Here is a 13,168-nt window from a genome sequence, read left to right as displayed (position 1 = left end):
CGGTTGAGGGATTCATGTTAAATTTGGACTCGCTTAGCTAACTTTGTCTAGCTTGGGGTCATTGGGATCTTTTGGTGTGTCCGGATCCTCTTGGGCGGGATTGGAGTCATCACCATTTGATTCAGAGAAAATTTCGGCGACAGCACTACGCTCTAGTTCCCCTTGCAAGTTACCTTCTTCGTCTACAACCGGAAGTGAGTAGTCAGAAGAGATCGTTTCAGTCAGTACTTCTTCAATTGCGGTATCCGGAGAAACAACCGGTACTGACTCGTACATTTCTTCACACCAATCATCACTGTCAGGGTCTTGGACCGCGTCAATCAGGCTTTCTTGGGTAACCAAACCTTGATAGCCATCTTCGGTGACGTGATAACCGTAGTCGTGCTTGGATTTCTTCATCTGCAGCAACGCCTCTTCGAGTGTTGAGGCGGTAATGCGCAATGCTGGTGGCTGCATGACCGTTTCAACGGTCAACGCCCGTGCACGGTTTACATCTTTAACAAAGGCCTCTACATAATCGTCGGCAGGGGTGAGTAAGATTTCATCTGGTGTCCCTTGCTGAACCAAAACACCATCTTTTAAGATCGCGATGCGATCGCCAATGCGTAGTGCTTCGTCTAGGTCGTGCGTAATAAAGATAATGGTTTTGTGGAGCTTTTCTTGAAGCTCGATTAACTGGTCTTGCATTTCACTGCGAATAAGTGGATCAAGCGCGGAGAAGGCTTCATCCATCAGCAATATTTCTGCATCGGTGGCGAGTGCGCGGGCGAGTCCCACACGTTGCTGCTGGCCGCCCGACAACTGGGCAGGATATTGCTTTTCATAGCCTTTCAATCCAACGGTATCGAGCCAATTTTGGGCACGTTGATAGCGCTCCGTTTTCTCAATACCTTGGATTTCTAGGCCATATGATACGTTGTCAATCACGGTGCGATGGGGAAGCAGGCCAAAACGCTGGAAAACCATCGACATTTTATGACGACGAAACTCTTCCAACTCTTGGTTGGAAAGCTGCATAACGTCGATGCCTTCCACCATGATTTTCCCCTCAGTGGGGTCTATTAAGCGGTTAAAGTGACGAATAAGAGTCGATTTACCAGAGCCTGAAAGCCCCATAATCACGAAGATTTCACCTTGATTAATGTTCAAGTTGATATCTTTTAAGCCGACAGTATGACCTGTTTCAGCCAGTACCTGCTCTTTGCTGTCACCGCGTTTAACCTGCTCCATCACACTTTTAGGTGCTCGACCAAACACCTTGTACAGACCGGTGATCTCAATTAATGGTTTAGTCATGCTTTAGATCTCCTAAATGCGCTTGAGTTCGTTTGGCATAGGCTTGTGAAGCTCGGTCAAACAAGATGGCCAGTGCGACAATGGCAAAGCCATTGAGTAGACCCAAAGTGAAGTACTGGTTGGTGATCGATTTTAGTACGGGTTGGCCTAAGCCTTTTACACCGATCATCGAAGCGATAACGACCATCGAGAGTGCCATCATAATGGTTTGGTTGATCCCGGCCATTATCGTGGGCATTGCAAGTGGTAGTTGCACGCCAAATAGGCGCTGTTTCTTGCTGGCTCCAAAAGCGGTGGCAGCCTCGAGTACTTCTTTGTCGACTAGGCGAATCCCTAGGTTCGTTAAGCGAATTACGGGTGGAATCGCGTAAATGACCACCGCGATAAGACCTGGGATCTTGCCGATACCTAACAGCATTACAACCGGAATCAGGTAGACGAAAGCAGGCATGGTTTGCATGATATCGAGCATTGGTGTAACCACGGATTGAACTCGGTTTGAACGAGCCATAGCAATACCAATAGGGATACCGAGCACAATGGCGAGCATGGTACAGACAGTGATGATGCTGAGTGTGCGCATGGTGTCATCCCACATGCCAAAGTAGCCGATCAGTAGCAGTGATACAGCACAGCCTACCACCAACTTCCAAGAGCGACTTGCGGCGTAAACCAGAGCACAACAGGCTGCTAAAACAATAAACCAAGGTGTGGAGAGGAGCAGCTTTTCAAACCAAACCAGAAAAGAGAGAAGTGGGTCAAAAATGGATTCTATTAGGTCTCCATACTCGCGAGAAAAGTCGCGGTACGCCCCATCAAGTGTTTTACGAATGGCTCGTAGATCGGCGCGTTCCATTTGCGGAAATTCGCTGAGCCAGCTGTTGTCAGACATGTTAAGTTCCTTATCAATACTGAAGCGGCAGGTGCCGCTTCAGAACTACAGATGTGAGTGTTAAGTCTGTATTGGGTTAGTCGAGGGCTTAAAGTGCTTGCGCGACTTTGTCAGCAACCTCTTTTGGTAGCCATTGCTTCCATGTGTCAGGGTAGGTTTCTAAGAAGTGGAACATGGCGTCTTCGCCACTTGCTTGGTTATCTTCCATCCATGCAAGCAGTTGGTTCATTTGGTCATTGGTGAAGCCACGTTTATTGAGGTAATCCTGAACAACAGGTACGCGCGTAGCAAAATCTTCAGTTACGACAGTGCTAACAGGTGATGGTGGGTACATAGTCGGTTTTGGCGAATCACACTCTTCTTTGCTGATGCAGTTGAGGTATTGATCTTTATCGACGCCAGAACCAAAGTCCACTTTCACCATTTCGTATTTACCCAAAATGGCCGTTGGTGCCCAGTAGTAACCAAACCATGCTTCTTCACGGGCAAACGCTTTGGCGATAGAGCCAGATAATCCCGCACTTGAACCTGGATCAACGATAGTGAAGCCCGCTGCATCAAGATCCATTGCTTTGAAAAGATTGCCTGCGCTGATTTGACAGTTCCAACCCGCTGGGCAGCTATAGAATGCGCTCGTTTCTGAATCTTCAGGATGAGGGAAAAGGCTGACGTGTTTTTTGACACCTTCGATAGTGGCTAGCTCAGGGTATTTTTCAACCATGTACTTCGGTACCCAAAAACCTTCTTCACCACCTTCGACTAACGCCTTACCCGCATAGCGTAAGCGTTTTTCTGCGACACCACGGTCAAGGGATTCTTTAAGAGCATTGGTCCACATCTCAGGAGCGATATCTGGTTGACTCTTCTCGATCATGGATGCGCCAGTTGGCATCGTATCACCCGGGACGAGTTCTGCTTCACAACCATATCCTTCGTTGAGAATAAACTGATCTAGATTGGCGATTAAACTTGCAGAATTCCAGTTCATTTCAGCGATGGTGACTTTGCCACATTCGTCAGCAGACGCATGTGCAGACACTAATCCAGCGACCAACAGAGCCGCGAATTTTAGTTTCATTTCGATATCCTTTCTCAAAAGTACGCTATAAGGTTACCTAAATATTTATTAGAGTTCAAACTATTGAGAAATGTAACTTTAGCGAAATGATATAGTCTACATGCCTATTTAAGTCCTTATTTAAGCTGTTTTTTTGCTTTTTGAGGTCAATTAAACCCCCGTGAGAATAGGCTTGGCTGGGTGAATTAAATCGTTAATGAAACAATGGTAATTAGAATTCTAATGATTTGATCCAGATCGCATTATGGTAGGGGTTGACGAGGGGTTAAAAAATGCTCGGATGGTGGCGGTGTTGAAATGAGCAATGGAAAGGAAAAGTCCATCACGTCATGGATTTAATAACAGTGATGGACTTGAAATAAATATGCAAATTAAGCGTTGAATTAGTCGGCTGACCAAACGTTACGAATGTCCGGCCAACCCCAGTTTGTTAGAGCGACATCTTTTAAAACGCCGTGGAAACGCAAGGTTTGTCTATGGTGGAAAATGGGCAACAACAGATACTGATTAATCAATGATGATGCGATGGGCTCAAGGGCATCTAAATAATGCTCGAGTGGGGTATTAGCGCGTAAATGTTTGAGTGACTCAGACAACCAAGCTTGCGCCTTGTCACCAATACTGGCTTGTAAAATTGGGTTATGAAATAGGCTGCCAAATGCTGATGAGTGGCGATTGTCATCAAGGTTAATATTGTGAACAATCAAGTCTTCAAGCAACTGGTGTCTTTCCGAGCGTTGATTCAACTCTCTAAACGAGTAAATGTTCACGACAACCTCAATGCCCAATAGTTTAAGTTGCTCAGCAACAGCATAGGCGCAGTTGATTAACGAGTTGTAATCGTAGACAGCAATGCTGATTTTACTTGGCAATGAGCAGGGTTCGGCAATCGGGCGTATGACTTTATGCCACTGTGGTAGCAAGTTGTAAGCATTTTCACTACCAAACGTCTTTCGCTCTTGTTGCAAATGGCGGTAAGTGCTTTCTGGCGTAATCACGCTCGATAGGTAACGCTGCTGTAAAGTGTCGAGTGGCCTACTACTGCGTTGATTAAACAGTAAAAACATACAACCATCTTCGATTCTAGTATGTTGCACTGCTTCCGCTGTATTGTCCCCTTCAGAGGTTAGATAGTAGTGACAAGCATGATGACTTTGACTGCTTGATTGGTTGGTTTCAATCTGCTTCTGTTTGAGTTCTTTTTCGTCTAATTGCCAAATCGTGACTAAGTCGGTCAGCGCGCGGCATGCGTAATATTGCTCAAAAGCTTGTAGGCAGAGCCTAGTGTTGGAATGTTCTATAACTTCAAAGACCCCACTTCCTACCACCGGACCTTGATAGTTTTCTTGCAATTGTGAGAGTGGCTGGATGGAAAACTTAATCCCGGATAAAAGACCAGCAAAGCCTTGATCTGGCTGAGAAAGTGTAAACACCACTTTATTGTCCATGGGGGCTGAAATATCGACTAAGTGGTCGAGATCAGGATGATAGTGTTCCAGTTCTAGTAAGCGTGTAAACAACTCAGCAATGGTGTGAGCATTGATGGCGGTGCCGTTGTGAAAGGTGAGCCCCGGTCTTAAATAAAAAGTCCATTGTTGCGCTTGTTCATCCTGTTGCCAGTGATGAGCAAGCTGTGGTTCTAGTCGTCCTTCGAAGTCACAACTGACCAAACAGCAATAGATTTGGCGGATCAAATAGCGCTCACTTGAGCGGTGTCGTTGGTGGGGAACCAATTGTTCGAACGGGCGCTTATAGGTTAACTGAATATGCAGCCGTCCTTCACGAAAAGAGGCACCAGAGGTCGACTGGAGTAAAAGACCAAAGGCGCGTTCGTCATTATCTAAAATTGATAACGCTTTTTCGTACTTGCCCTGTTCGATGCGTTTGGTTGCAAGCTGGATTTTTAACTCTTTTAACTCAATCTTAAGCCGTAGTGTAGAGCGTTGATTACGCCCAACTTTAGGAGTCCAGCTTAACCAATCAAGTTTGTGCATGTCGCCAAGTAAATTTCGTGCGTGCCGAGTGCTGGTAAATAGAGTATTGGCTACATCAGCGAGTGCGATCTTAATATCTTGATCCGACCCCAGCGGTGTCAGACGAGCATAATAACGGAGTAGGTTTAAATCAGACATCAACGTCACCCTTCAAAATAGAGCAATGTTTTCTCGATTCTGTTCCTTAAATTGGGCAAACAGCACGGTTTGTGGTTGATAATTAACCAAATGCAGCAAAATGAGGAATGACTTGGAAAAAAAGTGCTCACTGTTTCTTTTCCTTATACTAGGGGACAATAGCATCATAAAGAGAGCATAGAAAGTAGTAGTCGATAGTCGCCCGCTCCTGTACCCCCAGAACGCACATCTACTACTGCTTTTTATGCTCTTTTATTTATACCAAGTGGCATTGAGGTGCCTGGTTCAGCCAAAATGCTTTGCCAATTAGGGCATGATGTAAGGATCTCGCGGCGCTAAATTTTGTCTCTTGAGGCTATTTGGGTGTCGATGCCTTGCGCTTGCGACGATGAAGTAGGATACCAATAAGTAAAGTGAGTAAAACCGCGACAATCATCCACACTAGGATTTGGTTGTTGGTATAGAAAGTGGCGAGCTGGTGTAGGTGAGCAAAAGCAAAATTGGTCAGCAAACTAAATACTGCAACCCATATTGTAGAAGCAACAGCGTTGCCGATGAGAAACTCTCTTTTAGGCATTTTGGCGATACCGCAAGCCAATGGCATAAACTGTTTCATTCCTTCGATAAATCGGCTAATGATCAAGCAAGCGGGACCGTATTTCTGAATAGCGGACTGTAATTTTAGAAATTTGTCACCCGAAATATAACCCTTTTTATCGAGCCAAGTTTCAAAGTGATAACCTAGCAAGTAGCCGCAGGTATTACCGAAAAAGCACGCCAGCCAAGAGACTCCCATCACCATAGAAAGATTCATTACCCCTCTTGAGGCCAGAATAGAGGCTGCGATCATCAGTGATTGACCGGGCATGGGAACCCCGATGCCTTCGAGAAATATACTGACGATAAGTGCAAGATAGCCGTATTGATCCAGTAGTGGCGACATGGCTTCAAGTAGTTGGTTAATGTGTTCCAATAGCAGCTCCCAAAAGAGTAAAGCGTGAATACTTGCGTGGTCTAAACATCATAATGATCACTTGGGTATAGATACTCCCCTAAGGGGAGTGAATCAATGCGCAATCCGTGCTGAGCTAAAAATCTAACCTTGCTCTGATATTTGTGTTTAAGAAACAGACATTCCACTCGCGCTATTGCCTAGCTTAGTTATTGGAAGCGAGGTTGTGTAGGTTGTAAGACGTGAGTTCCGACCTCGAACCTGATTTTGCCAGCTTTTAACTGGGTGTGACGAGTTAATCATTACCCCCTTATTTCGCTTGTAAGAGAGCAGAGTAAAATGACGTAGCTACTCGTTTTTAGTTAATCTCATGAAATCATCATCGAGACAACGTGTAGATATGCAACATTAAATGCTATTTTTGCTAGCTATGCAGCCCGTCATCGTGGTGGTACTTTCCACACATTAGGTTTCTCCTGTCTCCATATAACACGCCAAATCAGACGGTTATACGCCCACTCGTAGTACCTAACCCACTTGATTTTTACCCTGTAAATATAAGGTTGGTTATTATGGCTAATACCGAAAAAACGCCAAATGGGCGAATTAGTATCTTTGCCCTTGCAATGCTTAACATCGTTGCAGTGGTGAGCTTAAGGGGCCTGCCAGCAGAAGCTGAATATGGTTTAAGTTCAATTTTCTATTATATCTTTGCTGCAATTGTATTTCTGATTCCCGTTTCTCTGGTCGCGGCTGAACTGGCGACTGGTTGGTCGGAAAAAGGCGGTGTGTTCCGCTGGGTTGGCGAGGCTTTTGGTCCTCGTTTGGCTTTGGTCGCAATGTTTATGTTGTGGATTGAGGTGACCGTTTGGTTCCCAACTGCATTGACCTTTGGTTCTGTTTCTCTTGCGTTTGTCGGCCCCGATCAATCTTGGGACCAAGCTTTGGCGCAAAATAAATTCTTCGTCCTGACTATTGTGTTAGCAATATACTGGCTCGCGACCGTCATTGCCTTGCGTGGTACTGATGCTTTCGCCAAAGTGGCGAAATGGGGTGGCTTGATTGGTACCGTCATTCCTGGCGTAGTGCTTATTATCTTGGGTTTCTCTTATCTCTTCTTCTCTGGTCTTGCTCCTCAAATTGAAATGTCATGGAGCAAAGTGATTCCAGATTTCTCCAACTTTCATAACGTGGTCCTTGCGGCGAGTATCTTCTTGTTTTACGCCGGTATGGAAATGAACGCACTCCATGTTAAAGAGGTGGATAACGCGGCACGTAACTACCCACTTGCCATCATGATAGCGGCAGTTGGAACCGTGAGTGTGTTTGTCTTAGGTACGCTGGCAATCGCCTTTGTAATTCCACAACAAGACATCAGTTTGACGCAAAGTTTGCTGGTTGCTTATGACCAAATGTTCGCGTGGGCGGGTATTAGTTGGGCTGCGCCAATTATGGCAAGCTGTCTTGCCCTTGGTGTTTTGGCGATGGTCGTTGGTTGGGTCGCAGGTCCTTCATCGGGTCTACTTGTTGTGGCAAAAGGCGGTTACCTTCCTCGCTTTTGGCAATACACCAACAAACACGGCATGGCGACACACATCATGATGGCGCAAGCGCTGCTAGTCACAATGATCTCTACCGTATTTGTGGTGCTACCTTCAGTGCAAGCGGCATACCAGATCCTAAGTCAGTTAACAGTGGTGCTCTATCTCGTGATGTACTTGCTGATGTTTGCAGCGGCGATTCACCTTCGTTATACACAACCAAACCGTCCTCGTCCTTATCGTATTCCTGGCGGCAACACTGGTATGTGGATGATCGCTGGTCTTGGCTTTATCGGCTCAATGATTGCCTTCGTATTCTCATTTATTCCACCAAGCCAAATTGCAGTGGGTAGCCCAGAAGCCTACGTTGGCATCTTGGTGGCGTTAACCATTGTTTTTGTCTCAGTGCCTTTTGCTATCTACAAAGCTCGCAAACCTCACTGGAAAGATCCAGCCGTGACAGACTTTGCGCCGTTCACATGGGAACTTGAGGATGTACACCCTGGTGTCATTAACCCATCCAACAAAGTGACTCACACATTGAACTCATAAGCGAGAGGGGAAAACCATGTCATACGTTTCTCAATTATCAGAAATTACCGCTGAGTCAGCATCTGTGATGACTGTACAGTTGGCTGAGGTTATGCAGCAAGCGTTGGACGATAGTGCCAATAATTGTCAGGGAGAAAATGCCTCCTACATCCCGTACCTCGCGTCCGTACCTTCCGATCTAGCGGGGTTAGCATTTGTCTCTGTTACCGGCGAAATATTGATGCTGCAAGATGCGGAGTACAAGTTTGCTATCGAATCGATTTCAAAAGTAATGACGTTAGCCTTGGTGTTAGAGCAGAGCGGGGCCGAAGCGTTGCACAGCCAAGTTGGCGCTGAGCCAACAGGGATGCCGTTTAACTCCGTTCTGGCGCTAGAGCTTCACCAAGGCAAGCCTTTGACACCGCTGGTTAATGCGGGGGCGATAGCCACAGTGAGTATGGTCAATGCCAGTGATTGTGAAGACCGTTGGCAGCAAATCTTAGCCTTTCAATCTCAGCTAGCTGATAGCCAGATTGAGTTGTCACAAGCGGTAAACCAATCCGAGCAAACCACCAACTCACATAATCGAGCGATTGCATTGTTGCTTGAATCATCGGGCTGCATTTACTCAGAACCAATGCAAGCGTGCGATGTGTATACACGTCAATGCTCGACGCTATTTAATGCTCTTGAGCTTGCCAAAGTTGGGGCAACCTTGGCCAATGGCGGCCAGAATCCTTGCTCCGGAAAACAGCTTATCCAACCAGAGAATATTCCCCACATTCTGGCTGAGATGATGATGGAGGGGCTTTATGATACGTCCGGTGACTGGGCGTATGATGTAGGCCTTCCTAGTAAAAGTGGGGTCGGCGGCGGTCTGCTGACAGTGATTCCGAATGTCGGGGCATTAGCAGCATTCTCACCACGCTTAGACGCATTTGGCAATAGCGTGCGCGGCCAACAAATGATCAAACAAATTGCTCAAACAATGGGCTGGAATTTGTTTGCTAGTCAGCAACACTAAGGTAGGAAAATAACAATGGCACTTCATGATGTAACTCGAAACAACGATCCAATTTTTGGTTCTGAGAGTATTCGTAATGTTGCGGCTGCTACTAAGTTACCCCAACAAGAACAGTCACCTGCAGTCATCTATCAGATGATTCGTGATGAACTTTATTTGGATGGCAATGCGCGTCAAAACTTAGCGACATTCTGTCAAACTTGGGAAGAGGAAGAAGTTCATAAGCTGATGGATCTCTCTATCGATAAAAACATGATCGATAAAGATGAGTATCCACAATCTGCAGCAATTGAGGGACGTTGTGTACATATGCTGGCCGATTTATGGAATGCGCCAGATTCTACGACCACAGTAGGCACTTCAACCACCGGCTCTAGTGAAGCTTGTATGCTGGGTGGTCTAGCGGCGCTATGGCGTTGGTTTGCAAGACGCCATGAACAGGGTTTGTCGATTGAAAAACCAAATATGGTGTGTGGTCCTGTGCAAGTATGTTGGGAGAAATTCGCACGCTATTGGGGCGTAGAAATGCGTCAAATGGAAATGGCAGAAGATCATTACTGTCTGACTGCTGAAGATATGTTGTCGATGGTGGATGAGAATACCATTATGGTTGTCCCTACCTTTGGTCAAACATTCACCGGTTTGTATGAGCAAGTAAAACCGCTCGCTGACGCATTGGATGAGTATCAACGCCAAACTGGTATCTCGATCGATATCCATGTGGATGGCGCCAGTGGCGCCATGCTTGCTCCTTTCTGTGCACCAGAGATTGAACCATGGGATTTTCGTTTAGAACGGGTCAAATCAATTAGCACATCAGGACATAAATTTGGACTATCACCAGTTGGTGTGGGCTGGATCATTTGGCGTAGTAGCGAAGATCTGCCTGAAGGTTTGGTGTTCCATGTCAATTATCTTGGTGGCGATATGCCGACCTTTGCTCTGAACTTCTCTCGTCCAGCGGGTCAGATTATTGCACAGTACTATAACTTTCTTCGTCTCGGCTTTGAAGGTTATCGACGTATCCACTCCGCCTCTTACGATGTCTGTGAGTATCTCGTTCAAGAGCTAAGCAAACTCGAGTTGTTTGAGTTCTTGTTCGATGGCAATCGAGAGCAAGGTATTCCGGCGATCTCTTGGCGTTTAAAACCAGGCGTAAAAGTCGATTATAGCTTGTATGACGTTGCTGATCGCTTGCGTACTCGAGGTTGGCTAGTACCAGCTTACAGCTTACCTGCAAACGCAGAACATATTGTTGTACAGCGTATTTTGGCTAAACAAGGTCTAACCATCGACTTGGCGAATCTCTTGATAGAAGATTTTAAACGTGCAATTGAGTTCCTGGAGAAAAATGGCTCGACTCATTGCAGTGAAGAGGACGCAAGATCGTTTGATCATAGTGGACGCTAAGTGAGTTTTTAGCTTAGCGACTCTTTACCTCGATAGATGAGTTCAAAGGCCAACTGTCTTGCAGCTGGCCTTTATTATTTTGGTTGAGGTCATTTATGTTTGTGCATGTTATTGAAATTATATGTATTTGTGCATTTGCATTGAGTGCGGTGATCAGTGAGGTCAACAAAGGGAAAGACATTATCAGCATACTGGTGCTCGGTTGGGTGACTGCACTCGGCGGTGGAACAGTGCGTGATGTCATTTTATCGACAGAGCAAGTTTTCTGGATTCAATACCCATCTTACTTTTGGGCGGCATTGATCAGCTCATTGGTGGGGTTCTTCATCGCTCCGCAGTTGCGAAAGCTTAAAGCAGAGAAACTGATTTTAGTCTTGGACGCGATTGGCATTTCTATTTTTTCTATTTTGGTCACGAAGAAGATGATTCACCAAGACTACGCTGCATACGTTGCGATCACTATGGGAACAATCACAGCGGTATTTGGTGGGGTAGTACGGGACATTATCGTGAATCGCCCGACCATGTTTAACAATACCGAGTTTTATGCCACACCGGTGATTATCGGTTGCTCCTTGTTTGTCGCATTGTCACGGTTGGGGCTTAATAGCGACCTAAATACCATTATTTGCATCGCTTTTATTATTATCTTTCGCCTCTATATCGTAGTGAGTAAGAAAAGTTTCCCCAAATATCTTTTACTTAGATAGACAAAAAAGCCAGCGACGTTGACGTCACTGGCTGATTCAGTCGATAGGCAGTTAGTGTGTTCTTACAATGTTTCGATAGCATCAAGCAACTGACGGTTAAACTCCTCAGATGTCACTTGACCCGCTTCCATATCGAAATTGTCGTAAAAGCTTGGTAGTGAGATGCTGGCTTTAACATCGGCGGCGAAATAAGGCGCTGAGCCAGATGCCGCTGCTAATACACTGCCTGCACCGCCAGGACCCGGTGAAGTGGCGAGCATAATCACTGGTTTACCTTGGAATACTTTCATGTCGATACGAGAAGTCCAGTCGAATAGGTTTTTGTATGCTGCGGTGTATGAACCGTTATGCTCAGCAAAGGAAATCACGATCAAGTCAGCATCACCAATGGCGTTAAAGAACTGCTTCGCTTGTTCTGGTTGACCCAGCTCTTTTTCACGTGCATCGCTAAAGATAGGCATTTCTAGTTGGTCAATATCCAACATAGTCACTTCCGCATTCGGGACTTGCTTTGCTGCGTAGTGAGCAAGCTGCTGGTTGATTGAATTTGCGTTGTTGCTTGCGCCAAATGCTAATACTTTCATTGTTCGTTCCTCAATTCGGTTGATGAGACTAGTTTAGTTTTGTTCCATATTTTGATTAATAGGGTAAATGTGTAATTATTATTTCCATATGACTCTTAATTGGATGGGTATTGATGATTTCTTCAACGAATTTACTCGATGGCATGGTGATTTTTACCACCGTGGTTGAGCAGGGCAGTTTTACCAATGCTGCCAATGTCACTGGGCATTCCACCTCGTTCATCAGCAAGGAGATCAATAAGCTCGAAGACAGATTAGGGGTTCGATTGCTCCACCGAACCACTCGCACGCTAAGTTTGACTCCAGAAGGGCAACACTACTTTTCTCAAAGCAAACAATTGATAGAGAGTGCTCAAGAGCTTGAACAAGCGATAAGTGGTAAGCAAGAAGAACCAAAAGGCGTACTTAAGATCAGTTGTCCGGTCAATTTCGGCGCTGATCAACTTAGCCCGGTGTTGGCGAAATATATGCAGTTGTATCCGAAAGTAAAAGTCGAGGTGTATGCGAGTGACCATAAAGTCGACTTAATTGGAGAGGGCTATGACGTGGTGTTGCGTTCTACTGCTAGTGCGGAGGATTCCACTTTGATTAGCCGCTTGGTACAACGCTCGTGCACGCGCACTGTGGCGTCTCCTGATTACATTCAGCAGTTTGGTATGCCCAAGCATCCTTCAGAGTTAACACGTCATAAGTTACTATGTTATAGCAATCACAAACAGCCGTATGTATGGAGCTATGTTGATAGTGATGGCTCACTTCTTAAAGTGGATGTGACGGGGGTACTGACTACCAACAGCCCTGAGATGGAGTTGAGTTTGTGTATCCTAGGGCAAGGGATATGTCGCTTGCCAGAGTCGTTGGTCATTGATGGATTAAGAAACGGTCAACTGGTCGAGCTGTTTAGCGATCTCCCCGAACACAAAATAGAGATGTGTTTGGTGTACCCAAGCCGCAAACATATGTCGACTAAAGTTCGTCGGTTTATTGATCTCGTGGTTGAAGAGTTACGATGATAGAA

The 13,168-nt window shown here is 45.7% G+C and carries 11 protein-coding genes; 5 read left to right on the top strand and 6 right to left on the bottom strand.

Features of this window, described 5'->3' with window-relative positions:
- Positions 1-33: 33 nt before the first annotated feature.
- The 5 genes from GZK95_RS21105 to GZK95_RS21085 all read right to left on the bottom strand — a co-directional run bounded on the left by GZK95_RS21105 (position 34) and on the right by GZK95_RS21085 (position 6,371).
- Positions 34-1,296 carry a quaternary amine ABC transporter ATP-binding protein gene (locus GZK95_RS21105; protein WP_075714462.1) on the bottom strand — a complete coding sequence of 421 codons (1,263 nt, stop codon included), beginning with the start codon at positions 1,294-1,296 and terminating at the stop codon, positions 34-36.
- Positions 1,289-2,188: an ABC transporter permease gene (locus GZK95_RS21100; protein WP_075705581.1), complete on the bottom strand. Its 900-nt coding sequence runs from the start codon at positions 2,186-2,188 to the stop codon at positions 1,289-1,291. Before GZK95_RS21100 ends, GZK95_RS21105 begins: the two co-directional genes overlap by 8 nt.
- 88 nt (positions 2,189-2,276) lie before the next feature.
- Positions 2,277-3,266, bottom strand: coding sequence for an ABC transporter substrate-binding protein (locus GZK95_RS21095; protein ID WP_075705579.1), 990 nt, complete (start codon positions 3,264-3,266; stop codon positions 2,277-2,279).
- Positions 3,267-3,649: 383 nt separating this feature from the next.
- Positions 3,650-5,398: an SgrR family transcriptional regulator gene (locus GZK95_RS21090; protein ID WP_075705577.1), complete on the bottom strand. Its 1,749-nt coding sequence runs from the start codon at positions 5,396-5,398 to the stop codon at positions 3,650-3,652.
- Between the two features lie 355 nt (positions 5,399-5,753).
- Positions 5,754-6,371 carry a DedA family protein gene (locus tag GZK95_RS21085; RefSeq protein ID WP_139312590.1) on the bottom strand — a complete coding sequence of 206 codons (618 nt, stop codon included), beginning with the start codon at positions 6,369-6,371 and terminating at the stop codon, positions 5,754-5,756.
- A gap of 551 nt (positions 6,372-6,922) precedes the next feature.
- Between GZK95_RS21085 and gadC the strand changes: the two genes are divergently transcribed.
- From gadC to GZK95_RS21065, 4 genes are all read left to right on the top strand, one after another.
- Positions 6,923-8,443, top strand: coding sequence for a putative glutamine/gamma-aminobutyrate antiporter GadC (gene gadC, locus GZK95_RS21080; RefSeq protein WP_075714464.1), 1,521 nt, complete (start codon positions 6,923-6,925; stop codon positions 8,441-8,443).
- A 67-nt stretch (positions 8,444-8,510) separates the two neighbouring features.
- On the top strand, positions 8,511-9,446 hold the full coding sequence (gene glsA, locus GZK95_RS21075) for a glutaminase A (protein WP_075706215.1): 936 nt from the start codon (positions 8,511-8,513) through the stop codon (positions 9,444-9,446).
- A gap of 15 nt (positions 9,447-9,461) precedes the next feature.
- On the top strand, positions 9,462-10,856 hold the full coding sequence (locus GZK95_RS21070) for a glutamate decarboxylase (RefSeq protein ID WP_075714466.1): 1,395 nt from the start codon (positions 9,462-9,464) through the stop codon (positions 10,854-10,856).
- 95 nt (positions 10,857-10,951) lie between these two features.
- Positions 10,952-11,566, top strand: a complete 615-nt coding sequence (locus GZK95_RS21065; protein WP_075705569.1) for a trimeric intracellular cation channel family protein — start codon at positions 10,952-10,954, stop codon at positions 11,564-11,566.
- Positions 11,567-11,628: 62 nt separating this feature from the next.
- Here the strand turns inward: GZK95_RS21065 and GZK95_RS21060 are convergent, their stop codons facing one another.
- Positions 11,629-12,150, bottom strand: coding sequence for an NADPH-dependent FMN reductase (locus tag GZK95_RS21060; protein WP_075714468.1), 522 nt, complete (start codon positions 12,148-12,150; stop codon positions 11,629-11,631).
- Between the two features lie 110 nt (positions 12,151-12,260).
- Between GZK95_RS21060 and GZK95_RS21055 the strand changes: the two genes are divergently transcribed.
- Positions 12,261-13,163 (top strand): LysR family transcriptional regulator, encoded by a 903-nt coding sequence (locus GZK95_RS21055; protein WP_083626183.1) that lies wholly within the window; start codon positions 12,261-12,263, stop codon positions 13,161-13,163.
- The last annotated feature ends 5 nt before the right edge of the window (positions 13,164-13,168 follow it).

The sequence above is a fragment of the Vibrio panuliri genome (assembly GCF_009938205.1).
Lineage (GTDB): Bacteria > Pseudomonadota > Gammaproteobacteria > Enterobacterales > Vibrionaceae > Vibrio > Vibrio panuliri.
This window is presented reverse-complemented; position numbering and strand designations above follow the sequence as displayed.